This is a genomic window from Novosphingobium resinovorum, from assembly GCF_036352595.1.
In the GTDB taxonomy this organism is placed as follows: domain Bacteria; phylum Pseudomonadota; class Alphaproteobacteria; order Sphingomonadales; family Sphingomonadaceae; genus Novosphingobium; species Novosphingobium resinovorum_B.
In genome coordinates, this window is record NZ_JAZFAX010000001.1 from 175,428 (window position 1) to 200,855 (window position 25,428).

The 25,428-nt window shown below is 68.0% G+C and carries 23 protein-coding genes; 12 read left to right on the forward strand and 11 right to left on the reverse strand.

The genetic code is table 11. The features are described 5' to 3' along the window. The first annotated feature begins 66 nt into the window (after nucleotides 1-66). Genes V2S85_RS00885 through V2S85_RS00900 form a run of 4 tightly spaced genes read left to right on the forward strand, consistent with a single transcriptional unit; the run spans nucleotide 67 to nucleotide 6,761 of the window. On the forward strand, nucleotides 67-1,452 hold the full coding sequence (locus V2S85_RS00885) for a TIGR03013 family XrtA/PEP-CTERM system glycosyltransferase (RefSeq protein ID WP_330700995.1): 1,386 nt from the start codon (nucleotides 67-69) through the stop codon (nucleotides 1,450-1,452). Then, on the forward strand, nucleotides 1,452-3,551 hold the full coding sequence (prsK, locus tag V2S85_RS00890) for an XrtA/PEP-CTERM system histidine kinase PrsK (RefSeq protein WP_330700996.1): 2,100 nt from the start codon (nucleotides 1,452-1,454) through the stop codon (nucleotides 3,549-3,551). The genes V2S85_RS00885 and prsK overlap by 1 nt, the downstream gene beginning before the upstream one ends. Continuing rightward, nucleotides 3,551-4,930 carry a PEP-CTERM-box response regulator transcription factor gene (gene prsR, locus V2S85_RS00895; protein WP_330700997.1) on the forward strand — a complete coding sequence of 460 codons (1,380 nt, stop codon included), beginning with the start codon at nucleotides 3,551-3,553 and terminating at the stop codon, nucleotides 4,928-4,930. The genes prsK and prsR overlap by 1 nt, the downstream gene beginning before the upstream one ends. 7 nt (nucleotides 4,931-4,937) lie before the next feature. Further along, nucleotides 4,938-6,761 carry a tetratricopeptide repeat protein gene (locus V2S85_RS00900; RefSeq protein WP_330700998.1) on the forward strand — a complete coding sequence of 608 codons (1,824 nt, stop codon included), beginning with the start codon at nucleotides 4,938-4,940 and terminating at the stop codon, nucleotides 6,759-6,761. A 53-nt stretch (nucleotides 6,762-6,814) separates the two neighbouring features. Here V2S85_RS00900 and panB read toward each other — a convergent pair whose 3' ends face one another. Continuing rightward, nucleotides 6,815-7,684 (reverse strand): 3-methyl-2-oxobutanoate hydroxymethyltransferase, encoded by an 870-nt coding sequence (panB, locus tag V2S85_RS00905; protein ID WP_330700999.1) that lies wholly within the window; start codon nucleotides 7,682-7,684, stop codon nucleotides 6,815-6,817. Between the two features lie 185 nt (nucleotides 7,685-7,869). Here panB and V2S85_RS00910 point away from each other — a divergent pair, with 185 nt between their 5' ends. Further along, entirely contained in the window at nucleotides 7,870-9,390 is a 1,521-nt protein-coding gene (locus V2S85_RS00910) for an amino acid permease (RefSeq protein WP_330701000.1), read from the forward strand. Nucleotides 9,391-9,777: 387 nt separating this feature from the next. On the opposite strand, the gene V2S85_RS00915 is transcribed toward V2S85_RS00910, so the two are convergent. From V2S85_RS00915 to V2S85_RS00940, 6 genes are all read right to left on the reverse strand, one after another. Beyond that, nucleotides 9,778-10,458, reverse strand: a complete 681-nt coding sequence (locus tag V2S85_RS00915; protein ID WP_419198149.1) for an inner membrane-spanning protein YciB — start codon at nucleotides 10,456-10,458, stop codon at nucleotides 9,778-9,780. Then, nucleotides 10,455-11,408, reverse strand: a complete 954-nt coding sequence (ftsY, locus tag V2S85_RS00920) for a signal recognition particle-docking protein FtsY (protein ID WP_330701002.1) — start codon at nucleotides 11,406-11,408, stop codon at nucleotides 10,455-10,457. Before ftsY ends, V2S85_RS00915 begins: the two co-directional genes overlap by 4 nt. Beyond that, on the reverse strand, nucleotides 11,405-12,583 hold the full coding sequence (locus V2S85_RS00925; RefSeq protein ID WP_330701003.1) for a MiaB/RimO family radical SAM methylthiotransferase: 1,179 nt from the start codon (nucleotides 12,581-12,583) through the stop codon (nucleotides 11,405-11,407). Before V2S85_RS00925 ends, ftsY begins: the two co-directional genes overlap by 4 nt. Then, nucleotides 12,580-13,410 (reverse strand): diaminopimelate epimerase, encoded by an 831-nt coding sequence (gene dapF / locus V2S85_RS00930; RefSeq protein WP_330701004.1) that lies wholly within the window; start codon nucleotides 13,408-13,410, stop codon nucleotides 12,580-12,582. The genes V2S85_RS00925 and dapF overlap by 4 nt, the downstream gene beginning before the upstream one ends. A 174-nt stretch (nucleotides 13,411-13,584) precedes the next feature. Then, entirely contained in the window at nucleotides 13,585-15,204 is a 1,620-nt protein-coding gene (locus V2S85_RS00935) for a putative bifunctional diguanylate cyclase/phosphodiesterase (protein WP_330701005.1), read from the reverse strand. Nucleotides 15,205-15,343: 139 nt separating this feature from the next. Further along, complete coding sequence (locus tag V2S85_RS00940; protein WP_330701006.1) at nucleotides 15,344-16,279, reverse strand: isopenicillin N synthase family dioxygenase; 936 nt, start codon at nucleotides 16,277-16,279, stop codon at nucleotides 15,344-15,346. A 99-nt stretch (nucleotides 16,280-16,378) separates the two neighbouring features. Here V2S85_RS00940 and V2S85_RS00945 point away from each other — a divergent pair, with 99 nt between their 5' ends. From V2S85_RS00945 to V2S85_RS00955, 3 genes are all read left to right on the forward strand, one after another. Then, complete coding sequence (locus tag V2S85_RS00945; RefSeq protein ID WP_330701007.1) at nucleotides 16,379-16,786, forward strand: EVE domain-containing protein; 408 nt, start codon at nucleotides 16,379-16,381, stop codon at nucleotides 16,784-16,786. A gap of 138 nt (nucleotides 16,787-16,924) precedes the next feature. Then, nucleotides 16,925-17,107, forward strand: a complete 183-nt coding sequence (locus V2S85_RS00950; RefSeq protein WP_330701008.1) for a CsbD family protein — start codon at nucleotides 16,925-16,927, stop codon at nucleotides 17,105-17,107. 163 nt (nucleotides 17,108-17,270) lie between these two features. Continuing rightward, on the forward strand, nucleotides 17,271-17,501 hold the full coding sequence (locus tag V2S85_RS00955; protein ID WP_330701009.1) for a hypothetical protein: 231 nt from the start codon (nucleotides 17,271-17,273) through the stop codon (nucleotides 17,499-17,501). Between the two features lie 19 nt (nucleotides 17,502-17,520). Here V2S85_RS00955 and V2S85_RS00960 read toward each other — a convergent pair whose 3' ends face one another. Beyond that, nucleotides 17,521-18,834 carry an MFS transporter gene (locus tag V2S85_RS00960; protein WP_330701010.1) on the reverse strand — a complete coding sequence of 438 codons (1,314 nt, stop codon included), beginning with the start codon at nucleotides 18,832-18,834 and terminating at the stop codon, nucleotides 17,521-17,523. Between the two features lie 123 nt (nucleotides 18,835-18,957). Between V2S85_RS00960 and pgsA the strand changes: the two genes are divergently transcribed. The 4 genes from pgsA to V2S85_RS00980 all read left to right on the forward strand — a co-directional run bounded on the left by pgsA (nucleotide 18,958) and on the right by V2S85_RS00980 (nucleotide 22,553). Further along, nucleotides 18,958-19,551 (forward strand): CDP-diacylglycerol--glycerol-3-phosphate 3-phosphatidyltransferase, encoded by a 594-nt coding sequence (pgsA, locus tag V2S85_RS00965; RefSeq protein WP_330701011.1) that lies wholly within the window; start codon nucleotides 18,958-18,960, stop codon nucleotides 19,549-19,551. Nucleotides 19,552-19,646: 95 nt separating this feature from the next. Further along, nucleotides 19,647-20,129, forward strand: coding sequence for a hypothetical protein (locus tag V2S85_RS00970; RefSeq protein WP_330701012.1), 483 nt, complete (start codon nucleotides 19,647-19,649; stop codon nucleotides 20,127-20,129). Between the two features lie 17 nt (nucleotides 20,130-20,146). Further along, the gene (locus tag V2S85_RS00975) at nucleotides 20,147-21,256 is read left to right on the forward strand and encodes a hypothetical protein (protein WP_330701013.1); all 1,110 of its coding nucleotides are present in this window, start codon (nucleotides 20,147-20,149) and stop codon (nucleotides 21,254-21,256) included. An 85-nt stretch (nucleotides 21,257-21,341) separates the two neighbouring features. Continuing rightward, nucleotides 21,342-22,553, forward strand: coding sequence for an MFS transporter (locus tag V2S85_RS00980; RefSeq protein ID WP_419198150.1), 1,212 nt, complete (start codon nucleotides 21,342-21,344; stop codon nucleotides 22,551-22,553). Between the two features lie 4 nt (nucleotides 22,554-22,557). Here V2S85_RS00980 and V2S85_RS00985 read toward each other — a convergent pair whose 3' ends face one another. From V2S85_RS00985 to V2S85_RS00995, 3 genes are all read right to left on the reverse strand, one after another. Continuing rightward, entirely contained in the window at nucleotides 22,558-23,454 is an 897-nt protein-coding gene (locus tag V2S85_RS00985) for a hydrogen peroxide-inducible genes activator (protein ID WP_330701014.1), read from the reverse strand. A 330-nt stretch (nucleotides 23,455-23,784) separates the two neighbouring features. Next, nucleotides 23,785-24,981 (reverse strand): ribonuclease D, encoded by a 1,197-nt coding sequence (gene rnd, locus V2S85_RS00990; RefSeq protein ID WP_330701015.1) that lies wholly within the window; start codon nucleotides 24,979-24,981, stop codon nucleotides 23,785-23,787. Between the two features lie 65 nt (nucleotides 24,982-25,046). After that, the gene (locus tag V2S85_RS00995) at nucleotides 25,047-25,397 is read right to left on the reverse strand and encodes a hypothetical protein (protein WP_330701016.1); all 351 of its coding nucleotides are present in this window, start codon (nucleotides 25,395-25,397) and stop codon (nucleotides 25,047-25,049) included. Between the last annotated feature and the right edge of the window lie 31 nt (nucleotides 25,398-25,428).

Here is a 25,428-nt window from a genome sequence, read left to right on the forward strand (position 1 = left end):
ACGCCTTTGCCCTAGTCCTTGCGCCGAGTGCCGGAATTCGGCCCGCGAAGGATGGCAAAAGCGACGATGATTCGTCTGTTCAAACACTATATCCCGCATGCGGTGCTGCTGCTCTGGCTGGTGGACGTACTGCTTCTGGCCCTCGCCAACGAGACCTCGTGGCGGCTGCGTGCCGAGCAGATCGGCATCGATCCGGCGCCGCTGGCCGATCGCCTGCTGGCGCACGGCGCCTTCGCGGCGGTGCTCTCGCTGTCGATGGTGGCGGTGGGGGTCTACGGCGCCGAGGCGCTGCGGTCGATGCGGTTCGCCTCGGCCCGGTTGCTGGTGGCGATCTCGCTGGGCGTGATCGCGCTGTCCTTCGTCGATTTCCTCGTCGGCGGACAGAACTTCTGGCGCTCGACCCTGGCCTATTCGATGGCCTTCGCGATCGTGCTGATGATCCTCAACCGGCTCCTGCTCGGCGGTTTCCTCGGCACCACCGCCTTTCGCCGCCGCGTGCTGGTGCTGGGCGCGGGCGAGCGCGCGCAGCGACTGCGGCACCTGGGCGAGCGGCCCGAGAGCGGCTTCGTCATCGTCGGCTACGTCGGCATGAGCGATTCCGCCCACGTCGTCGAGGAAGCGATCCAGCGCTCGGCGATCCACAACCTGACGCGCTATGTCGAGAACCTGGGCGTCAGCGAAGTGGTGCTGGCGCTGGAAGAGCGCCGCAACGCGCTGCCGCTCAAGGATCTGCTGCGCATCAAGACCGCCGGCGTCCACGTCAACGAGTTCTCCAGCTTCCTCGAGCGCGAGACGGGCCGCGTCGATCTCGACACCGTCAACCCGAGCTGGCTGATCTTCTCCGACGGGTTCTCTTCGGGCCGCGCGCTTTCCAGCGGGGCGAAGCGGGTGTTCGACATCGCCGTCAGCCTGCTGCTGCTGCTGGTCACCGCGCCGGTGATCGTGCTGTTCGCGCTGCTGGTGAAGATCGACAGCAAGGGCCCGGCGTTCTACCGCCAGCCGCGTGTCGGCCTGTTCGGGCAGAACTTCGACGTCATCAAGCTGCGCTCGATGCGCACCGATGCCGAGGTGGCGGGCGCGCAGTGGGCGTCCAAGGACGACCCGCGCGTCACCCGGATCGGCAAGTTCATCCGCAAGGTGCGGATCGACGAGCTGCCGCAGGCCTGGACCGTGCTCAAGGGCCAGATGAGCTTCGTCGGCCCCCGCCCCGAGCGTCCCGAATTCGTCGCCGACCTCGAGGACCAGCTGCGCTACTACGCCGAACGGCACATGGTGAAGCCCGGCATCACCGGCTGGGCGCAGATCAATTATCCTTACGGCGCCTCGATCGAGGATTCCCGTCACAAGCTGGAATACGACCTCTACTACGCCAAGAACTACACGCCGTTCCTCGACTTCCTCATCATCCTGCAGACCTTGCGGGTGGTGCTGTGGAGCGAGGGAGCGCGCTGATGCAGGCCATGGGCTTGTGGGCGACGCTGGGCGTCGGCCTCGACCTCACCGGCGCCATCGCGCTGGCGAGCGTGGCGATCTGGCTGTTCCCGCGCCGCGAAAGGTTCGGCGCGGCGGGAACCGCGATGGTGGCGGCGCTGCTGTTCACCGCGCTGTGGAGCCTGGCGAGCGCGGCGGCGATCGCCAGCCCGGCGGTGACTTTCGCCCCGGCGCTGGCCGAGAGCGCCCGCAACCTGGGCTGGCTGGTCGTCGTCTATCGCCTCTTCGCCAGTGACGGGCGCGACGCCAGCGTGGCGCCGATCCGTCCGGTGATCCTGGCGCTGGGCGTGGTCGAGATCGTCCACCTCGCCGTCAATTCGGGCCTCTCGCGGCTGGAGATCGACCGCGAGGTGCTGGCCATCGCCTTCGAGTTCAACGTGATGTTCCGGCTGCTGGTGACGGTGGGCGGGCTGGTGCTGGCGCACAACCTCTATGCCGGTGCGCCGCGCGAATCGCGAGCCGCGCTGCGCTGGCCGGCGATCGGGCTGGCGCTGCTCTGGGCTTTCGACCTCAACCTCTACACCATCGCCTATCTCGCCGGCGGCTGGCCTTACGAGATCGCCGCGCTGCGCGGGCTGCCGGCCGCCGCGCTGGCGCTGTGCATCGCCATCGGCGGCGCAGGCAATCGCGACGACTTGCGCATCCGCCCTTCGCGTGCGGTGACGTTCCAGACGTTCTCGCTGCTCGTCATCGGCATCTATCTGGTGGCGATGGTCGCGGTGGCGCAGTGGCTGTCCTATGCGGGCGGAAACTTCGCGCGGCTGATCGAGCTGGCCTTCCTGACGATGGGCAGCGCCTTCGCGCTGGTGGTGCTGCCGTCACGGCGGGTGCGCGGCTGGTTCAAGGTGATGCTGGCCAAGCACTTCTTCCAGCACCGCTACGACTACCGCGAGGAATGGCTGCGCTTCACCCGCACTATCGGCAGCGACCAGACGGCGCCGCTCGGCGAGCGCGTGGTGCAGTCGATCGCGGACGTCTTCGAAAGCCCGGCAGGCCTGCTGCTGACCCCCGGTGACCTTGGCGAACTGACGCTGGCGGCGCGCTGGAACTGGCGCGAGATCGAAGTGCCCGCGATGGCGATGCCGCCGCAGGATATCGCCTGGTTCGAACGCAGCGGCTTCATCGCCGATCTCGACGACGTGCGCACCGGCCATCAGCGCGGTGCGCAAGTGCCCGGCTGGCTGCTCGACCATCCGCGTGCCTGGGCGCTGATCCCGCTGGTCCATTACGAGCGGCTGGTCGGCATGGTGGTGCTGGCCCGCCCGCAACTGGCGCGCAAGTTCGACTGGGAGGACTTCGACCTCCTGCGCGTCATCGGCCAGCAGGTGGCCAGCTACCTGTCGGAGAACGCCAGCCAGCAGGCGCTGGCCGAAAGCGCCCGCTTCGAGGACTTCCACCGCCGCATCGCCTTCGTGATGCACGATATCAAGAACCTCGCCAGCCAGTTCAGCCTGCTCGCGCGCAATGCCGAGCTGCATGCCGAGAAGCCCGCCTTCCGCGCCGACATGCTGGTGACGCTGCGCAATTCGTCCGACAAGCTCAATGCGCTGCTGGCGCGCCTCTCGCGCTATGGGTCGGGCGGCGTGGACCGGCTCGAACAGGTCGAGACGCGCGACGTGCTGGCCGTGGTCATGGAGCGGTTCAAGGCGGGCGGGCAGGTCGTCCTTGCCGAATCGCGCGACCTGGCGATCACCGCGAGCCGCCATTCGCTCGAACAGGTGCTGGTCCACCTCGTGCAGAACGCCCTCGACGCCAGCGCGCCGGGCAGCCCGGTGTTCCTGACCCTCACCGTCGAAGGCATCAACGCGCGCTTCGAGGTGCTCGACAGCGGCAGCGGGATGAGCGCCGACTTCGTGCGCCACCGCCTGTTCAAGCCGTTCGTCTCGACCAAGTCGGGCGGTTTCGGCATCGGCGCCTTCGAGGCCCGCGAACTGGTGCGGGCGATGCGCGGCCGCCTCGACGTCGAATCGCGCGAGGGGCTGGGCTCGCGCTTCACCGTGCGCCTGCCGCTGGCGGCGGCGAGCGACATCCATCCGAATTACGCCGAAAAGGTCGCCTGATGACTGATGGCCAATCCGTGCAGCTGCCCAAGCTGCTCGTCGTCGAGGACGATGCGGGGCTCCAGGCCCAGCTCAAGTGGGCCTACGAGGACTTCGAGGTCTTCGTCGCGAGCGACCGGGCCAGCGCCATCGCGCTGCTGCGCTCGGAAATGCCCGACGTGGTGACGCTCGACCTCGGCCTGCCGCCCGATCCCGACGGGACGACCGAGGGCTTCGCGGTGCTCGACGAGATCATGGCGCTCAAGCCCGACACCAAGGTCGTCGTCGCCTCGGGGCACGGCGCGCGCGAATCCGCGCTCCAGGCGATCGCGCGCGGGGCCTACGACTTCTACCAGAAGCCGGTCGACATCGACGCGCTTGGCCATATCGTGCGCCGCGCGCTGCACCTGCACCGGCTGGAGGAGGAGAACCGCCGCCTCGCCAGCAAGGTCGAGAAGGACGAGAAGGTGCTGGGCCGCATGCTGACGGCCGCGCCCGAGATGGTGAAGGTCGCCCGCACGATCGAGCGGGTCGCCAACACCAGCGTCTCGGTCATGCTGCTGGGGGCGAGCGGCACCGGCAAGGAACTGCTGGCGCGCGGCCTGCACGAGGCGAGCGGCCGGGCCAAGCGCGAGTTCGTGGCGATCAACTGCGCCGCGATCCCCGAGAACCTCCTCGAAAGCGAGCTGTTCGGGCACGAGAAGGGCGCCTTCACCGGGGCGGTCAAGACGACGCCGGGCAAGATCGAGCAGGCGGCGGGGGGCACGCTGTTCCTTGACGAAGTGGGCGACATTCCGCTGCAACTGCAGGTCAAGCTGCTGCGCTTCCTGCAGGAGCGGGTGATCGAGCGCGTCGGCAGCCGCCAGTCGATCCCGGTCGATACCCGCGTGGTCTGCGCCACCCATCAGAACCTGGAGGGCATGATCGCCGAAGGACGCTTCCGCGAGGATCTGTTCTACCGCCTCGCCGAGATCGTCGTGCGCATTCCCAGCCTGGCGCAGCGGCCGGGCGATCCGACCCTGCTGGCCAAGGCGTTCCTGACCCGTTACGCCAAGGAGATGAACCCGCGCGTGCGCGGTTTCTCGGCCGATGCGCTGGCCGCGATCGACGCCTGGGGGTGGCCGGGCAACGTGCGCGAGCTGGAGAACCGGGTGAAGCGCGCCGTCATCATGGCCGACGAGAAGCTGGTGAGCGCCGTCGATCTCGACCTTGCGGACCCTGACGAACAGGCGCTGGCCGCGCTCAACCTCAAGACCGCGCGCGAGCAGGCCGATCGCAAGGTTATCCGCCATGCGCTGGCGCGCAGCGAGGGCAACATCTCCAGCACCGCCAAGATGCTGGGGATCAGCCGCCCCACGCTCTACGACCTGCTCAAGCAGTACGACCTCCAGCCGACCTGATCGGACGATGCGGGGGGGACATCTGCGAGGCGTATTGCGCTGGTGCGCGGCGATCGTGCCGCCGCTGGCGATTCTGGCGGTGTGCTTCTCGCTGGTGCTGACGACGGCGACCCCGCGCGCCCATGGCGAGGCACCGCGCAGCGAGCGGCTCATCGCACTGGCCCGCAAGGCGCTGGCGCGCGGCGACGGCATCGATGCCGAGGCCAAGCTGCGCGCCGCGCTGGAACAGGGCGCGGCCGGGGCGGAGGTCAACGCCTACATGGGCGAGGCGCTGATGGCGCAGAACCAGCGCGACCGCGCACGGCCCTGGCTGGCGCCGGGGCGGTTCACCGAGACGACCGCCGCCGAGGGATGGCGCGCGCTGGGCCTGCTGGAGCGGCTCGACGGCAACTTGCCGGCATCGGGGCGCGCGTACGACCAAGCGCTGAAGATCACGCCCGACGACGCCTCGCTGTGGGTGGAGGTGGGCCGCCTGCGCTACGCCGGGGGCGAGCACCTGCTGGCGATCGATGCCGCCGAACATGCGCTGAAGCTCGATCCCGGCCATGTCCGCGCGCTTGAGTTCCGGGGGCAGCTGGTGCGCGATCGCTATGGCCTGCTGGCCGCGATTCCCTGGTTCGAGCGCGCCATCATGAGCGCGCCGGACGACGTCTCGGTGCTGCTCGAATATGCCGCGACGCTGGGCGAACTCGGCAATGCCTCCGAGTGTCTGACGGTGACCCGCCGGGTGCTGCAACTGAGCCCGAAGAACCCGCGTGCCTACTATCTCCAGGCGGTGCTGGCGGCGCGTGCGGGCAATTACGGACTTGCGCGCGGGCTGCTGGCGCGCACGAAGGACAAGCTGAACGACCAGCCCGGCGTGCAGATGCTGCGCGGCGTGGTCGAGATCGCCGCCGGCAACCCGGGTGCCGCCGCCGAGGCGCTCGAGGACGTGCTGCGCATGCGCCCGGACGACCTGCGCGCGCGCGAACTGCTGCTGCGCGCGATCACCATGGCGGGGCAGTACCGCTACGCGACCTTGCGCTTCGCCGACGAGGTGAACGACGGCGAAGCCTCGCCCTACATGCTGACGGCGGTGGCGCGGGCCTGGGAAGTGCTGGGCGACCGCCAGCGGGCAGGGGAACTGCTGGACCGCGCCGCGCGTCCGAACCTCGCACGGTTGCGCGTGCTGGGCGATGCCGGACGGATCGGCGAACTGCTCGCACTCGGGCAGGCGGGCACGGCAGCGACGGCGGCCGAGGCGACGCGGCGTTCAGACCCGGGCTTCTACGATGCGCAGGCGCTGGCCGGCGATGTCCAGCTTGCGCTGGGCCACGCAGCCGAGGCGCAGGCCCGCTACGTGCTGGCATCGCAGATCCGGCTGCCGGAGAACCTCTTCGAGCGTCGGTTCGCCGCTTATGCCATGGCCGGCGACCTGCGCGGCGCGCAAGACATGGTCGCGGCCTACCTGCAGCAGAACCCGACCAGCCGCGCGGCGCTGCGGGCCGCCGCCGAACTGGCCGCGGGCACCGGCGATATCGCCCGCGCCCGCGCCATCCTCGTCTGGCTGCGCGACAACGGGGGCAGGGGCGATGTCGAGCTGCTGTCCGATCTCGCGATGGCGCAAGTCGCGGCGGGCGACCTCTCCGCCGCGCAGGACGATGCCCGCGCGGCCTATCGCCTGCAGCGCTCCAGCGCGCTGGCGGCGCAGGCGCTGGGCTCCAGCTACGCGGCCGCCGGAACCCGCCCCGCAGAGGCGCGCGCCCTGCTCGACAAGGCGCAGGCCATGCTGGGGAGCACGCCATTCATCGCCGACGCGCGGCGGCGGATGCCGGGGCGCTCGCTGAATTAGCCGTTGTACTTCCTCGTCATTGCGAGCGCAGCGAAGCGAGATGCTGATCCGGCCTACTTCGGCTGGTAGGTCTGCTCGATGCCGGGGAAGCTGCGATCGCGCACTTCGGCCGCGTAATGCGCCGCCGCTTCGGACACCACCGAGGCCATGTCGGCATAGCGTTTCACGAAGCGGGGCACGCGCTCGAACATGCCCAGCATGTCCTCGGTGACGAGCACCTGCCCGTCGCACTGCGCCGAACCGCCGATGCCGATGCTCGGGCAGGCGATCGCCCGCGTCGCCTCGATCGCGATCGGCTCGACAACGCCCTCGATGACGATCGAGAAGGCACCGGCTTCGTCCAGCGCCCTGGCGTCGGTCACGATCTTCGCGGCTTCGGCATCGCTGCGGCCGCGCGCATTGTAGCCGCCCAGCACGTTCACCGCCTGCGGGGTCAGGCCGATATGGCCCATCACCGGGATGCCGCGCTCATTCAGGAAGCGCACCGTCTCCGCCATCGCCGCGCCGCCTTCCAGCTTCACGCCCGCGCAGCCGGTCTCCTTGAGCAGGCGCGCGGCATTCTCGAAGGCCTGCCTGGGCGACTGTTCATAAGTACCGAAAGGCATGTCGACGATCACCGCCGCGTGATAGCTGCCGCGCACCACCGCCGCGCCGTGCGCGATCATCATGTCGAGCGTCACCGGCACGCTGGACGGCAATCCGTAGATCACCTGGCCCAGGCTGTCGCCGACCAGCAGCAGGTCGCAGTGCGCGTCGAGCAGTTGCGCCTGCCGGGCGGTGTAGGCGGTGAGCATGACGATGGGCTCGGCCGTCACGCCATCCTTCTTGCGGCGGCGAATCGCCGGCACGGTCAGGCGTTTCATCGGCGCCGGGGTGGGATTTGCGCGGCTGGTCGCGGTGTCGAGCTGGAAAGTCGTGGACATGGCGGCGTTCTAGCGGGCGGATTGGCCCCCGGCAAATCTCAAGACTGGGCCGCGCGCCCGGGCTGCATTCCGGTTAGACCGAAATACCGTAAGATTATTACAATGCCGGGGAATTTCCGGCGGAGGGCTCTTGCCAAGCGCCTGCTTGTCGCTAGCCTCCCGCCATTCGCTATATGGGGGTCCACATGTTCGGACGTGTAAAACCGCTCGACGCCATTTTGGCGACGGCGGAAAAGAAATCTCTTCACCGATCTCTGGGCGCCTTCCAACTGACGATGCTGGGCATCGGGGCCGTGATCGGCACCGGCATCTTCGTGCTCACGGCCGAGGCCGCGCAGAAGGCGGGGCCGGGCATGATGCTCTCCTTCGTCATCGCGGGCTTCGTCTGCGGCGTGGCAGCACTGTGTTACGCCGAGATGGCAGCCATGGTCCCGGTTTCGGGCTCCGCCTATACTTATAGCTACGCGGTCATGGGCGAACTGATCGCATGGATGGTCGGCTGGGCGCTGATCCTGGAGTACGCGATCGCGGCGGGCGCCGTCTCTGTCGGCTGGTCGGGTTATTTCGTCGGCTGGCTCAATACCAGCTTCGGGGTGAGCGTACCGCTCGACCTCGTGCGCGGTCCCTTCGACGGCGGCATCATCAACGTGCCGGCGATGCTGATCGCGGCGGCGGTGACGGCGCTGCTCATCAAGGGCACCAAGGAAAGCGCCACCGTCAACGCGGTGCTCGTCGGCGTCAAGATCCTGGCGCTCGCGCTGTTCGTGGTGCTGACCATCCCGATCATCAGGAGCGGCCAGTTCACGCCCTTCGCGCCGCTGGGCTTCACCGGCATCTCGAGCGCGGCGGCCTCGATCTTCTTCGCCTACGTGGGCTTCGACGCGGTTTCGACCGCCGCCGAGGAAACCAAGAACCCGCAGCGCAACATGCCGATCGGCCTGATCGGCAGCCTTGGCATCTGCACCGTGTTCTACATGCTGGTGGCTGCCGGCGTGATCGGCACGGTAGGCGCGCAGCCGGTGCTGGGCGCGGACGGCCTGGGGCTTTCGCCCGGCACGCCGGAACTGTCGCAGGCCTGCGCCGCGATCCACGAGAACGCCGTGGTCTGTTCCAAGGAAGCGCTCGCCTGGACGCTGCGCCAGGTCGGCTACCCGTTCGTCGGCTGGCTGGTCGGCGCGGCGGCGATCATCGCGCTGCCCTCGGTCATCCTGATGATGATGTTCGGCCAGACCCGCATCTTCTTCGTGATGAGCCGTGACGGCCTGTTGCCGGAGTTCTTCTCCAGGGTTCACCCGCGCTTCCACACACCGCACGTCATCACGCTGCTGACGGGCATCTTCGTGACGCTGTTCGCGGCGTTCTTCCCGGTCGGGCTGCTGGCCGACGTGTCGAACTCCGGCACGCTGTTCGCCTTCGCCGCCGTGTCGATCGCGGTCATGGTGCTGCGCCGGACCGACCCGACCCGCAAGCGTCCGTTCCGCACGCCCGCTATCATGGTCACGGCGCCGCTGGCGATCATCGGCTGCATCTACCTGTTCTTCAGCCTCTCGGTGCAGACGATCGCGCTGTTCGTGGGCTGGGCAGCAGTCGGCCTCGTCGTCTACTACGCCTACAGCCGCTCGCGCAGCCATGTCGGACGTGGTCTCGTCGAGGTGCACGAAGCGGACAGCGACGCGCCGCCGCAGCCGGTGCCACCGATCTCCTGACGTCCCGGCGCATCGCAGCAAAAACGAAGGGGAGCGCAGTGCGCTCCCCTTTTTTGCACGGCGTTTGCACCGTTCATGCCCGGCTTATGCCGGGGTTATCCACAGGCATGCCAACATGGCGCACGCGGGCGGCGCGGGCATGCGGATCGCACATTCCATTCGCTGTCTGGTGAGGAGCGGAAGCATCCCTCTCACGTTCAAGGGAGCAAGAACGGGATCACGCGAAGGCGCAAAGGCGCGAAGGATCAGTGGTTGCGGCAAGGCCGCGTCTCGTCTCGACGCTGCGGTTCATGTCCCGTCGGATGGCGGCACAAGCCTGCGGCGCAGAGCTTCACGGCGCCCGCCGACATCCGCGATCGGAGGGCTGCCTCCAGAAGAAGGAGGCCTTCAGTCGTGCGGAGGGTTTTCGGTCAGTTCCGTCGCCGCGCTGTCGCCCATGCCGTGCCGGAGCACCATCGGCAGCTGCGAGAACGTGAACAGGAACGACAGCACCGTGAAGCCCCAGAGCTTGGCCTGCAGCCAGGTCTCGAAGCTGACGGTATAGACCAGCACCGTGTTCAGCACCGCCAGCACCAGGAAGAACCACGCCCAGTTGCGCGAGAGCTTCATCCAGCCTTGCTCGTCCAGCCCCTCGAAGGCGGACTGCAGCAGGAACTTGAGCATCGGCTGGCCGCGCCAGAGCCCGACGAACAGCACCACCGAGAACAGCAGGTAGACGGCGGTGGGCTTGATCTTGATCCAGAACGGGTCGTGCAGGATCACCGTCAGCGCGCCGAAGCCGAGCACCAGGATCGTCGTCAGCCACAGCATCGGCGAGACATGGCCGAGGCGCAGCTTGGACACGATCAGCGCGACCACGGTGGCGATCATGAAGCCGACGGTGGCCTTGGTCACTGCCCCCATGGTGCCCAGCATGTCGCCGTCGTTGGCCGGGGCGAAGTGGCGGTAGACGAGGAAGAACACCAGCAGCGGGCCGAAATCGACCAGCAGGTTGACCCAGGAACTCTTGGGCTTTCCGTCCTGGGGCTTTCCGTCCTGCGGCTTCGGGGCAATCTCGGTCGTCATCATGCAATTCCCGCGATCACCCGCGCGAGCAGGTCGGGGTTGAAGGGGCGCAGGTCGTCGATCTTCTCGCCGACGCCGATGGCATGGATGGGCAACCCGTACTGCTCCGCCGCCGCGACGAGGACGCCGCCGCGCGCGGTGCCGTCCAGCTTGGTCATGATGAGGCCGGAGACGCCCGCCACTTCCTTGAAGATCTCGATCTGCGAGAGCGCGTTCTGGCCGTTGGTGGCGTCCAGCACCAAGACCACGTCATGCGGCGCGGCGGGGTTCAGGCGGCCGAGGACGCGGCGGATCTTGGCCAGTTCGTCCATCAGCTCGCGCTTGTTCTGGAGGCGCCCGGCGGTGTCGACGATCAGTGCGTCGATGCCCTGCTCGGTCGCGGCCTTGAGGCCGTCGAACACGATCGAGGCGGGGTCGCCGCCCTCGGGGCCGGTGACGATGGGGATCGACAGGCGATCCGCCCAGACCTTGAGCTGGCCGATCGCGGCGGCGCGGAAGGTGTCTCCGGCTGCCAGCATGACCGAATAGTCCTGCTCCTGGAACAGGTGCGCCAGCTTGGCGATCGTGGTGGTCTTGCCCGACCCGTTGACGCCGATCACGAGGATCACCTGCGGGCGCGGGAAGGCGATGATGTCGAGCGGCTTGGCGACCGGGCGCAGGATCTCGGCGATCTCGCGCGCGACGACTTCCATGATGGCGCGTTCGTCCGCGTCCCGTTCGAAGCGTTCGTCGGCCAGCCGGTCGCGGATGCGGGCGGCGGCGCGGGGGCCGAGGTCGGACATGATGAGCGCATCTTCCAGCGCATCGAGTTGCGCCGGGGTCAGGCGGGTGCCGCCGCCAAGGCCGGCGAGATTGCCCGCGAGGCGCTGCGAGGTCTGGCGAAAGCCTCCGAAGAGACGGTCGGACCAGTCGCTTGATGCCCCCTCGTTCTGCTGGGGGTCAGGGGTACTCATGCTTCCAGCATTCCTTCGACAATTCGGGTCGGGGTCACTTCCACCAGCGCGCCGGGCGGCGTGCCGGGGGGAACCCGGACGGGCGCGAAGTCGGCCGCGTGGCCGCTCCCGCCCTTTTCGGCGAGCACCCATAGCGGCAAGCCCAGATGCGCGGCAAGCCAGGATGCGCGGGTTTCGGCCACCTTTGCGCGCAACTGCGCGGCGCGGGCGCGGATCGTCGCGTGCTCCACCTGCGGCATGCGCGCGGCGGGAGTGCCGGGGCGCTGCGAGTAGGGGAAGACGTGGCCGTGGACGACGCCCAGCGCCCCGATGATCGACAGGTTGGCGGCGTGCGCCTCGTCGTCCTCGGTGGGGAAACCGGCGATGAGGTCGGCGCCGATGGCGATCTCCGGGCGGCGGGCGCGCAGGGCTGCGACGAGGTCCACCGCATCGGCGCGCGAATGGCGGCGCTTCATACGCTTGAGGATCAGGTCGTGGCCGTGCTGCAGCGAGAGGTGCACATGGGGCATGACCCGCGCCTCGGAGGCGAGGAGGTCGAACAGCCGGTCGTCCACTTCGGCGCCGTCGATCGAGGAAAGGCGCAGGCGCGGCAAATCGGGGAAGCGAGCGAGGATCGCCTCCGCGAGCGCACCGAGACGGGGCTCGCCGGGCAGGTCGCCGCCCCATGAGGTGAGATCGACGCCGGTGAGGATCACTTCCTGAACGCCTGCGTCGAGATGGCGGGCGACGTCGTCCAGCACTTGCGCCACGGTGCGTGAGCGGCTCGGGCCTCGGCCTTGCGGGATGACGCAGAAGGTGCAGGCGTGGTCGCAGCCGTTCTGGACCTGCACGAAGGCGCGGGTGTGGGCGCGGGTTTCGGGCGCTCGGACGGCGAGCGGCACGTTCCAGGCGCGCGGGTCGAGCTTGGCGGTGTTGGCGATGAGGCCGTCCACCTCGGGCATCGCCGCCAGCGCCTCGCGCTCGACTTCGGCCGCGCAGCCGGTGACGAGGAGGCGCGCGTCCGGACGGGCCTTGCGGGCGCGGCGGATGGCCTGACGCGTCTGGCGCACGGCCTCTGCGGTGACCGCGCAGGAGTTGATGACGACGAGGTTCTCGGCCTCACCCAGCATGCCGCGCAGGGACTCGCTCTCGGCGAGGTTCAGGCGGCAGCCGAGCGAATGGACCTCGACGGTCAAACGGCGATCCTGATGTGCGCTCCGAAATCGGCGGCATCGAACGAGCCGCGGAAGGCTTCGGTCGCGGGGCCGGTCATGACGATCTCGTTGTCCTCGCGCCACTCGATGACGAGCGGGCCGCCGGGCAGCGTCACGGTGACGCGGCGATCGACGAGGCCGCGCTTCATCGCGCCGATCGCGGTGGCGCAGGCGCCGGTGCCGCAGGCGCGCGTAAGGCCCGCGCCGCGCTCCCACACGCGCAGGGTGATCGCATCGCGCGCGGTGATGCCCGCGACGTTGACGTTGATGCGCTCGGGGAACAGCGGGTCGGTTTCGATCATCGGGCCGATGCGGGCCATGTCGATGGCGTAGGGATCGGCGACGAAGAAGATGACGTGCGGGTTGCCGACGTTGACCGCGATCGGGTTCACCAGTTCCTCCCACGCCACCGGCATGGAGAAAGTGTCCATGGCGTAGGCGAGGGGGATCGCGTTCCAGTCGAAGCGCGGCTTGCCCATCTGGACGCTGATGCCGCCATCGGTCGGGGTGGAGGAGATCAGGCCGCCGAGCGTCTCGATCCGGGCGGGCTCGCCGTAGAGCAGGCCGACCGCGCGGGTGGCGTTGCCGCAGGCTTCGACCTCGCTGCCGTCGGCGTTGAAGATGCGCATGCGAAAGTCGGCGTCCATCGAGGGTTCGAGGACGATGAGCTGGTCGCAGCCGATGCCGGTGTGCCTGTCCGCGAGCGCCGAGGCGAAGGCGGCATCGATCGCGGGCAGGGGGCGCGTGCGCGCGTCGAGCACGATGAAGTCGTTGCCGAGGCCGTGCATCTTGGTGAAGTCGATCCGCATCGCCGCGATTTAGGTGGTGCGGGGGGGAAGGTCAAATTCCCCCTTTGTATTCGTCATCCCGGACTTGATCCGGAACCGCGGGCAAGTCTTGAGGCGACAACTCGCGGCAGGGCGCCTTGCCGTGAAGGCGTGACTGAAGACGGCCCACGGTCCCGGATCAAGTCCGGGATGACGTCAGGCGCGCTTCACTTCCGGCCTGTCGTCCGGCGCAGCCTCCTGCGCCGCCGTCGCCTCGCCCAGCCATTCGCCGAGATCGCGCGCGGGGCGGGGGCGGCCGTAGAGATAACCCTGGCCGGTGATGCCGCCGTATTGGCGCAAGTGGTCGAGCACGTCCTGCGTCTCGATGCCCTCGGCCGTCACCGGCAGGTGCAGGCCTTCGCCGAGCGTGGCGACGGCCCTGACGATGGCGGCGCTGTCCTTGTCGTCGATCAGGCTGGAGACGAAGCTGCGGTCGATCTTGATACGATCGAACGGCAGCTGGCGCAGCTGCCCGATCGAGCTGTAGCCGGTGCCGAAATCGTCGAGGCTGACGCGGATGCCCTGGTTCTTGAGGCTGGCGATCAGCGCGCGGACCTGCCCCAGGTTCTGGTGCAGGCAGCTTTCGGTGATCTCGATCTCCAGCCGCTGCGGCGGGAAGTTCGCCTCCACCAGCATGCGCAGCAACTTCTGCGCGAACCACGGGTCGCGCAACTGGATGGGCGAGATGTTGACGGCCAGGGTCAGCCTGGCATCCCACATCTTCGCGTCCTCCAGCGCCTGCGCGATGACGCTGCGCGAGAGTTCGGCGATCGCGCCGATCTCTTCGGCGACGGGGATGAAGATGTCGGGCGCGACGATGCCGAATTGCGGCGAATCCCAGCGTGCCAGCATCTCGAAGCCGGTCAGTTCGCCGGTCTTGAGGTCTATCTGCTGTTCGTAGAACGGTACGAATTCGCCGCGCGGGATGCCCTGGCGGATACCGGCCTCGAGATCGGCGCGGAACCGCATCTCGTGCGCCATCTGCGGTTCGAACCAGGTGAACTGGTTACGGCCCTGCCGCTTGGCGTGGTACATCGCGACGTCCGCCATCTCGAGCAGCGCCTGCGCGCTGGTGGCGCGCGATTCGGCGCGGGCGAGGCCGATCGAGGCGGTCACGTCGATCGTCGCCGCACTGCTCTGCGATCCTTCGGCGACGGCCTGGGCGAGGGCGGCGGCGATGTGATCGACGACTTCCGGGCTGTTCCGCGTGAAAGCCAGCGCGACGGCGAACTCGTCCCCGCCGATACGGCCGACGATCGTGCCTTCGGGAACCGCGGCGACGATCCGGCGCGCGCATTCGACCAGCAGCCGGTCGCCGGTCGCGTGGCCGTTGTAGTCGTTGACCTGCTTGAAGTTGTCGAGGTCGATCATCAGCGCCGCGGCCGCCTGCCCGGTATCGACGGCGCGGTCGATCAGCGCCTCGACGCAGCGGTCGAAGCTACGGCGGTTATGGAAGCCGGTGAGCGAATCGGTCTCCGCCAGGCGGCGCGCCTCCTTCTCGGCGACCTTGCGCAGCATGATCTCCTCGCACAGCTCGCGGTAACGGCTCCAGCCGAAGATGATGATCGCCACGTTAAGCAGAAAGGCGTTGAGGATGAAACTGTCGGGCCCTGGCCCCCGGCCTGCCAGCGAGCGCACCACCGCCGGCCCGATCTCGCTTCCCGTCGCGACGAACAGGATGATGGCCGCCGTGACGATGCCGAGCGCGACGACATCGACCGACGCGCGCGCGTCGTCCGTGTCCTTGCCGAGGTTCAGGATACTTGCTGTCTGCACGATGTGCCCCCCCAAGGGCGTCGCTTCCAAGTACCTGTGGCTAGGCGTTTCCTCTGAAAGATAGGTTAACGCACAAACCCCGGCGCACGGTGGCGGCCGGGGTCTGGCGGTGATTACAGAGATTTAATCGGCGTCGAGATCACATCTTCAGGCCGATCTCGCGCAGGCGCTCCTGGAGGTAGTCGTCGGCGGTGATCGAGGCCGGGTAGCGATCCGGGTTCTCGGCGCTCACGCACTGGGCCAGCGTCTCGAAGCGGAAGTCGCTGCGCAGATGGAGGAAGAACGGCATCGAGTAGCGGCTGTGGCCCGCGCGTGCGCCTTCGGGATTGCGCACGCGGTGGGTGGTCGAGGGCAGGACGTGGTTGGTCAGGCGCTGCAGCATGTCGCCGATGTTGACGACGATCGCGCCTTCGGGCGGGGCGACCGACAGCCAGCGGCCGTCCTTGCTGAGCAGTTCGAGGCCCGCTTCCTGCGCGCCGAGCAGCAGGGTGATGAGGTTGATGTCCTCATGCGCGCCGGCACGGATGGCGCCGCCCGCCTCGGCCGAGACCGGCGGGTAGTGCAGCAGGCGCATCACCGAATTGCCGTCCTCGATTCCCGGATCGAACCAGCCGGCATCGAGGCCAAGATCGACCGCGATCGCCGAGAGCACTTTGGCGCCGGCCTCGTCGAACTGGGCATAGAGGGCGCGGAAGGTCTCCTCGAAGCCTTCGACTTCGGTGGGCCAGATGTTGGGCGGCATCGACGCGGCGAGGGGGGACGTGGCGGGAACGTCGCGGCCGACGTGCCAGAACTCCTTGAGATCCTTTTCCTTGGCGCCCTTGGCGACTTCGGTGCGGAAGGGGGTGTAGCCGCGTGCGCCGCCCTGGCCGGCGATGAAGTACTTCTGCTTCGTCTCGGTCGGCAGGGCGAAGAATTCGGCGGTCCTGGCCCAGGCCTGGTCGATCAGGCCCTGGTCGATGCCATGGTCGCGGATCATCGCGAAGCCGAAGGTGCGGAAGCTCTCGCCGATGCGCGCGGGCAGGTCGGCGCGGTCGGCCTCGAGGCTGAGGACGGGAATTTGTGCGAGGTCCATGGTAGTGCAATCCGTAACGAGTCGGTATGCCGCCCCTTTAAAGGCACCGGCCCGAACAGTCTAATCGGTGCCGTCCGTCGGACAGGAAAGGCGCGATCCGTGGCATATTGGCTGTTGAAGTCCGAACCCGATGCCTATGGCTGGAACGATCTGGTCAAGGAAGGCGAGGGCACCTGGGACGGCGTGCGCAACCACCGGGCCGCCAACAACCTGCGCGCGATGCAGGTGGGCGACGAGGCGTTCTTCTACCATTCCAACATCGGCAAGGAGATCGTCGGCATCGCCGTGATCAGCGCGGCGGGCCTTGCCGATCCCAGCGATCCGGAGGGCAAGTGGGCCGCGGTGAAGGTCAGGCCGGTGCGCAAGCTGAGGCGGGCGGTGACGCTCGCACAGGTGAAGGCCGATCCCGAACTGGCGCAGATGGAACTGGTGAAGTTCTCGCGCCTGTCGGTGGCGGTCGTCACGGTGGAGGAATGGGCGCATATCCTCGCGATGGCCGGAGAGTAGGCCGGCGGCGGCATGTCGCCGCTGCGGCACGGTTCGGCGCAGGGGCCGGCAACGTGGGGCTGGCCGGGGTGTTGTGCTTATCGTGAACCGGCGGGCATTTCGCCGGTCGGGAAACCGGAACAGCAAGGAGACAGCACCGTGGGTGAACTCAAGGACACCGTGAAGGGCCTCGCCAACGAAGTCGCCGGCAACGCCAAGCAGGCTGCTGGCCACGTTCGCAACGATCCCGCCCAGAAGGCCGAGGGCAAGGCGCAGGAAAAGAAGGGCGAACTCCAGCAGGGCGTCGGCAAGATCAAGGGCGCGCTCGGCGACCGGGTCTGATCAGACCTTCGATACAGGAACACCGGGAGGGTCGCCGAAAGGCGGCCCTTTCTTGTTGGGTTTTCCGAGGCTTGCCTCCAGCGAATCGTCCCGTTTCGGGAAGCGTCCGCCAACCGCTTTGATGTTTGGTAAATAAATCGTTAACGCGTGTTCCATGCGAAGCATGACACGTCGCGCACTCGTCCTCACTCAGGAGTCGGCCGGGCACTGGTTCCGCCGATCGCTGCCGCCCCACGTCCTTAGCGCCCCGGTCGAGGACGATTCCGGGGATGATCCGGAGGCTGCCGAGAATGCCGAGGCGGCGCGCCTGTGGCGGCTGAGCGGAGGGGACTGGCGCGGTTTCCTGAGCGCCTACTGCGCCAGCTTCGTGGCGATCACGCTGTTCATCGCCTGACGGTCCCCGGGGGACCGACTTACTCGGCGACGGGGGCTTTTTCGGCCTGGAACAGCAGGTAGCCCAGCCAGGCCGAGGCGAGGCAGCACAGCGATACCACCAGCAGCTGCTGCGCGACGGCGACGCCCATCAGCGTCATCACCCCGGTCGCCACCGATCCCAGCACCATCGCGCCGGAATTGACGATGTTGTTCGCGGCGATCGTGCGTGCCGTCTGGGACTTTTCCACGAAAGTCGTCAGGAAGGCGTAGAGCGGCACCACGAACATGCCGCCGCAGATGGCGATGCCCAGCAGCGTGAGCATGAGCGGCGCGGCGAGCGGCTGCACCACGAACACGCCCACGTCCATCAGCTGGTCCGGCCCGCTGTGCGGCGGCCAGATGCGGCAGACCTGCTGGAAGGCGACCAGGAACACGCCCATGCCGATCACCGAGATCGGCGACCAGCGGGCCGAGACGGTGCCCTTGAGCAGCGCGTTGATCGCCACCGAGCCGATCGCCACGCCGACCGAGAAGATCACGAGGAACAGGCTGGACACTTCCTTGCTGGCCATCAGCATGTTCTTGGCGAGCGGGGGGAACTGCACGAAGAGCACGGTGCCGATCGCCCAGAAGAAGCTGATCGCGCAGATCGCCAGGAAGACCCGGCGGTCCTTCATGGTGGTGCGCACCAGCCGCACCGAGGCGCGGATGACGTGGTAGTCGAGCGGCTCGACCTTGCCCAGCGGCGGGGCCGAGGGCACCTGCCGCCCGGCGAACCAGCCCACGCAGGCGACGATGATGACGATCACGGCGGCGGCATCGACGCTGATCCAGCCCGCGACGATGGTGCCGGCGAGCACCGCGATATACGTGCCCGCCTCGACCAGCCCGGTGCCCGAAAGCACTTCGCCGTCCTTGAGGTGCTGCGGGAGGATCGCGTACTTGATCGGCCCGAAGAACGTCGAGTGGACGCCCATCGCGAACAGCGCCACCAGCATCAGCGGGATCGCCACCGCGTCCAGCGAGACGCCCTTCCACGCCAGCGCCAGCCCGGCGCCGCCCACCAGCATGATGACGATCTCGCAGGCCTTGATGATGCGGATCAGCTTCGCCTTGTCGCGCATGTCGGCCAGTTGCCCCGCCAGCGCCGAGAGCAGGAAGAACGGGATGATGAAGATGCCCGATGCCAGCGCGCTGAACCGGGCCTCCTGCGCCTCCGAATGGTACACCTCGTAGACCACGAAGAGGATCATCGCGTTCTTGAACAGGTTGTCGTTGAACGCGCCCAGAAGCTGGGTGACGAAAAGGGGGAGGAATCGTCGCGCCCGGATGAGTTGGGTCGTCGTGGTCATGATCTTGGGTATGCCGCCGGCCTTGCTCTCTGGTCGCCGGGACACTTAATGGCATGAGGCGGGGGCACAAGCCCCGTTCACCACTTTATTCCCTTGCCGATTGCGCGCTATGGAATTGCCATCATGCTGACTCTGCCGAACATCCTGACGCTGTCCCGCATCCTCGCCCTGCCGCTTCTGGGCTTCCTGTTGTGGTGGCCCAAGTGGGAATTCGGCTACGGACTCGCCTTCGGGCTCTACTGCCTGATGGGCATCACCGACTATTTCGACGGCTATCTGGCGCGTTCGAGCGGGACGGTCTCGAAGCTGGGCGTGTTCCTCGATCCGATCGCCGACAAGATCATGGTGGCAACGGTGATCCTGGTCTTGACCGCCCAGGGCATCCTGAGGGGCCCCTACGTGGGCGACATGCACGTCATCGCCGGGCTGGTGATCCTGGTGCGCGAGATCGCGGTATCCGGCCTGCGCGAGTTCCTCGGCGGCCTGCAGGTCTCGGTGCCGGTCAGCCGGCTGGCCAAGTGGAAGACGACTTTCCAGATGATCTCTCTGGGGGCGCTGATCCTGGGCGTGGCGATGCCGTGGTGGAACCTCGATCTCGGCGCCATCGTGGTGAACCTGCCCCATACCGTCGGCCTGACCACGCTGTGGGCGGCGGCGGCGCTGACGCTGGTGACCGGGTGGGACTACCTGCGCGTCGGCCTCAAGCATATGGACTAACGGAATAGTTCACTTGTGCGGCGGTGCGCGATCGGCTTGGATGCCGGCTTCGAGGGTGAAGCGGGCAGGAATGGGATGGCCGGGGTGAGGATGCGATGACGCCGCGCACGATCCTGCTGTCCGCCGCCGTGATGGCATCGGTCTTTCCGCTGCAGCCCGGGTCTCGGGCAGCGGCCCAGGTAGCCGATGCGCCGGCGATCCGCGCCATCGCGGTGCGGCCGTTCTATCCCGATACCGGCGTGCTTGGCCCCGACATCGACGGCGGCGCCGGGCCCGTCGTCAACCAGACCGTCGCCGGGCATGTGGTGCGCGACTATCTGATCGTGGTGACGCTGTCGGCCGCCCCGGATCGCGACATGTCCGCAAGCCGCCTCGACCTGGCGGTGAGCGAGAGCGGGCGGGCGAAACCCTGGCTGCGCGCACGCGGGATCGCGGCCATGGGCGCGGCATCGCCTGCGGGGGAAGTCCACCTTCCCGTTTTGGTGACGCTGCGGCCTTGCGGGACGGTGCGGATCGATGCCGCGCTGCGCGGCGGCGGCAAACTGTCCAGAGAGATCGACTTCGTCTGCCAGAACTGACTCGAGGGGGAAGAGACATGCAGCAGCTGAGCAATTCCGTAGGCACGAACGGGACCAACCTGCCGCACGATTCGGCGCTGGTGCAGGCCATGCTGTTCGCCTCGCGCCGGCCGGCCGTGTTCGATCCGCTGCAGGCGCGCTACGTCTCCATCATCGACGGCAACTTCGGCGCCGGTTCGCGCACGGCGCTGCAGCTCTACCAGAACGAGAACGTCTTCGTGGACCCGCAGAGCGGCCGCTCGATCCAGGTCGCCAACGCGACCGCGGGCACTGTCGCCCCCGGCGATGCCACCAGCGCCGCCTTCGCCCGCACCGTGGAGGGCGACTTTCGCGAGGTGCGGGCGCTGACCGGGTCCAAGGTGCCCTATATCGCGGCGACGGCGGCGACCCGCGATGCGGCGATCCAGGCGGCGCGGGGGGAAGCCTTCCAGGCGACTTTCCTGGAAAGCGTGGTCACGCTCATCAACACGATGTTCGACCGGCATGCCATCGTCCTGTCGGTGTGTCGCCAGGGCGGCCGGCGCACGTTCCAGGAACAGTACGCGCTCTTCACCAATGGCGAGAACGTCACCAACGCCGGCCCGGGCGAGAGCAACCACAACTACGGGCAGGCGGTCGATATCGGCTTTTCCGGCCTGCGCTGGGTTCGGCCGGACGGCACGATCCAGGCCGGTGAGACGAGCTGGCTGCACCGCCTGACCGCCCAGCCGCAGGGCGCGGCCAAGGCGCTCGTCTACTGGGACGAACTGCGCAATGTCGGGATGCACGATCCGGTCAACCTGCATCGCGGCCCGGCCGGCGACCGCCCGCACCTGCAGGCCTGGAACGACGCGGTGGTGAGCATGCGCCGCTCGCTTGCAGAGCACCTCTCGCGGGTGAGCGGAATGCGCTGGGCCGTCGCCCCGGGAGGGTATCGCTGCGACTTCGGGCGGGGGACGATGGTGAGCGTCGGTTCGGCGGCGCAGATCTGGGCGCGCAGCGGGCCGGTGGGCAACGACGTGCTGGCGGCGGCGGGCTTCGGCGGCCCCAATCCCAACACGCTGGCGCATATCACCGAGGTCCGCAATCGCCTGCGCGGCGCCTTCGATACTGCCGAGACACGCTGGGTGGAGTGGCGTCCGGCGTAAGCCGGCGGCGTTGCCGATTGCGCAACCTTCACGAGTGATTGCGTTCCTCGCACTTGGCCAGGGGCGGGCCAGGGCGCAGTCGGCGGTGACAGCGACGAAGGACCAGACCATTTCCACCGCCCCCCGTACCCGGACCCAGGCGCCTGCGGCGGCAGGCGCGCCGCGCCGCTCCGTGGTGTTCTCGCTCGCCGTCGCGGCGGGCCTCACGGTCGCCAACATCTATTACAACCAGCCGATGATCGGGCTCATGGAGCGCGATCTGGCGGGGGCGGCGGCCACGTATGTGCCGACCGCGACCCAGCTCGGCTATGCCGTCGGCCTCGTGGTGCTGGTGCCGCTGGGCGATCTGGTGGAGCGGCGGCGGCTGATCGTGCTCCAGTGCATCGCGCTGTCGGCCGCGCTCGCGCTCGTCGCGCTGGCGCCGAGTGCGGGGCTGGTGCTGACCGCATCGCTGTTCGTCGGCCTGCTCGCATCAGTGGCGCAGCAGGTGGTGCCGTTCGCGGCGAACCTTGCGCCCGATGAGAAGCGGGGGGCGGTGGTCGGCACCGTGATGGCGGGGCTGCTCTGCGGGATCCTGCTCAGCCGGACGCTGGCGGGCTTCGTCGCCGGGGCCCTGGGCTGGCGCGAGATGTTCTGGCTGGCGGTGCCGCTGGCGCTGCTGACGGCGGCGCTGATGGCGCTGCAGCTTCCGCGCAGCCGTCCGCAGCCGACGGGGCTGAGCTATGGCGGTCTGATCGCCTCGCTCTGGGGCCTGTGGCGTGAATTTCCGGCGCTGCGGCTGGCGGCGTTCACGCAGTGCTGCCAGTTCGGCGTGTTCAGCGTGTTCTGGACGATTCTGGCGCTGCGCCTGCAGGAGCACTTCGGGCTTGGTCCGCAGGCGGCCGGGCTGTTCGGTATCGTCGGCGCCGCAGGCGTGCTCGCGGCTCCGGTGGCGGGGCGAATCGCCGATCGCAGTGGCCCGCATCCGGTGATCGTGGGAGCCAGCCTGCTGACGCTGGTGTCCTGGCTGGTGTTCGCCTTCTGGCATTCGATCGCCGGGCTCGTCGTCGGGGTTCTCGCGCTCGACGTGGCAGTGCAGCTCAGCCAGATTTCCAACCAGAGCATCATCTATGCGCTGCGCCCGGAAGCGCGTTCGCGGATCAACACGGTCTACATGGCGCTGATGTTCCTGGCGGGCGCCGCCAGTTCGGGCGCGGCGACGGCGATCTGGCACCAGTGGGGCTGGAGCGGCGTCACCGGCCTCGGCATCGGAATTTCGCTGCTCGGCGTGGCGCTGCAGGCCCTGCGGCGCAAGTAGCGCCTCAGCCCGCCCGCAGCTCGTCCGCGAGCATCCGGAATTCGTCGGAGCGCGGCGAGTTCTTGCGCCACACCAGTGCGATCTCGCGGTTGGCGTTGGGCGATATCAGCGGCCGCGCCACCACGTTGGTGCCGTTCAGGATACCCGCGTCGAGCGCCATTTCCGGCAGCATCGTCAGGCCGAGGCCATTGTCGACCATCTGCACCAGAGTGTGCAGGCTGGTGCCGATCATCGTCGCGCTGGCCCGCAGTTCCGGCCGGTTGCACGCCGCCAGCGCATGATCCTTCAGGCAGTGGCCGTCCTCCAGCAGGAGCAGGCGGTGCTCGTCGATGACGTCGGGGGAGACTTCGGCAGGCGGATCGCGCGGGTCGTCGGCGGGGAAGGCGACGAAGAAGGCGTCCAGCTCGATCGTCTCCTTTTCGACCTCGCCCGTCGTGTAGGGCAGGGCCAGAAGCACGCAGTCGGCACGGCCGTGGTGCAGCGATTCGATCGCGTGCTGGCTGGCCTCCTCGCGCAGGAACAGCTTCAGGCTCGGGCGTTCGCGGCGCAGCCGGGGCAGCATGCGGGGCAGCAGGAACGGCGCGATCGTGGGGATCACGCTCATGCGCACTTCGCCTGAGAGCGGCTTGCCGCTGGACTGGACGAGGTCGGACAGTTCCTCGGTCTCGCGCAGGATGCGGTGCGCCTTGTCGACGACGGCATTGCCCAGCGGCGTGAAGCGGACGGCGCGCTTGGTGCGCTCGACGAGAGTGACCCCGAGCAGCGTTTCCAGATCGCGCAGGCCCGCCGAAAGCGTGGACTGCGAGACGAAGCACGCATCCGCAGCGCGGCCGAAATGGCCGTGCTCGTGAAGCGAGACGAGGTACTGGAGCTGCTTGAGCGTCGGTTGGTAGACGGTCATGGGGCGGCTATCGCACGGCTATGCAGGTTCGCCAAGCGCGGCGTTGTTGCAGTGCGGGAAAGATCGGCGAGCCGCCGCCTCCCGTAAGCGGGAGGGCCATCACATATCGATGACCTCATCCGCCCCGTTCTCCTGCTTCGTCACCCTGAACGTGTTCCAGGGTCCATCGCCCGGTCGTACCCGAGGGTCTGAGCCACCATCGGCACTGCCGGTTTGCTGCGGCAAAGTACCGAGCCTGGGGCACGATGGGCCCTAAAACACGTTCAGGGTGACGGGGCCGGAACGGAAAACGTAATACCTCCCGCTTGCGGGAGGGGCCGGGGTTGGGCTTCAGTCCGCCGCGTCTTCCTCGACAACCACGTCTTCCACGCGCGTCATCTTGAGCTTGCCGTTCTCCACGGCGAAGGCCAGCTTGCCCTCGACGAGGTCGAGCGCGTCGCGGCCGAACACGTCGTAGCGCCAGCCCTGCAGCAGGCTGAGGTTCTTGCGCACGCCCGCCGCCAGCAGTTCCAGTTCGTCGCTGCGGGCAAGCAGCCGGGCCGCCGCGTCGATCTCGCGCGCGCGGATCTTGAGCAGCAGCTTGAGCAGGTCCGCCACCAGCGCACCTTCCTTGCCGAGCGGCGCGCCGCGCGGGGCGCGGGGGGGCATCTCGTCGTCGCCCAGCGGTTCGGCCTTGGCGATTGCGGTCATCAGGCGGCGGCCGATCTCGTTGTCCTTCCAGCCCTGCGACAGGCCGCGCACTTTCGCGAGGTCGGCCTGGGTCTTGGGGGGGTGGCTGGCGATGTCGGCCAGCGTCTCGTCCCGGGCGATGCGGCCGCGGGGGATGTTCTTGCCCTGCGCTTCCAGTTCGCGCCATTCTGCGATCGCGCGCAGGCGGCCGAGCACTTGCGGGTTGCGGCCCGGCGCCTTGATGCGGTGCCAGGCTTCCTTGGGGTCGTTCCGGTAGTTCTCCGGATCGGCCAGCTTCTCCATCTCCTGGTCCAGCCAGGCGCCGCGCCCGGTCTTGATGAGGCGCTTGAGGATCTTGGGGAAGATCTTGGAGAGATACGTGACGTCGCCGATGGCATATTCGATCTGCCGGTCGGTCAGCGGGCGGCGCGACCAGTCGGTGAAGCGCGCGCCCTTGTCGATGGTGACGCCCTGCCACGATTCGACGAGGTTCGAGTAGCCGATCTGCTCGGACTGGCTGATCGCCATCATCGCGATCTGCGTGTCGAAGATCGGATGCGGCGTACGGCCGGTGAAGTTGAAGATGATCTCAACGTCCTGACCGCCCGCGTGGAAGACCTTGAGGACGTCCTCGTTGTCGGTCAGCAGGTCGAACAGGGGCGTCATGTCGAGCCCGTCGGCCAGCGGATCGATCGCCGCGGCTTCCTCGGTGTTGGCGATCTGCACGAGGCAGAGTTCGGGCCAAAAGGTGTTCTCGCGCATGAATTCCGTATCGACGCTCACGAAATCGGATTTCGCGAGGCGCGCGCACAGAGCGGCAAGATCTTCGGTTTTCGTTATCAGCGGATGAATTTTCATTGAACGAGGGCGTTACGCCTAACCGCGCGGGGGATCAACGCCCCGTGTTACCGTTTTGTCGCAGTTTATTTCCTGCCGAGGAGGCGCTGCAACAGGCTGAGCTTCGCGATCGCCGCCAGTTCGGCGATGCTTTCGGGGGTGACGAGGCGGTGGCGCAACTGCGAACCGGTGGTGTGCAGGCCGGGCGGGGGAAGGTGCAGCCCTTCGGGATCGACGCCCGGATCCGCCTCGGGATCGGCGAGTTCGCGCAAGCCCGACATGGCGGTCGAGGCCGTTTCCGGCGCCGATACGGGCGCGTCGGCCCACGTCTGGAACGGCGGTGCCTCTTCGTCATGATCGTGGGCATGGCGTGAGGCATGGTTTGGGCCATCGTCGGAATGGAAAAGTGTCTGGTCCAGCTTGCCCTGAGCAAACATTTGCGATTCCCGGTTTTCTTGTGCGGCGCCC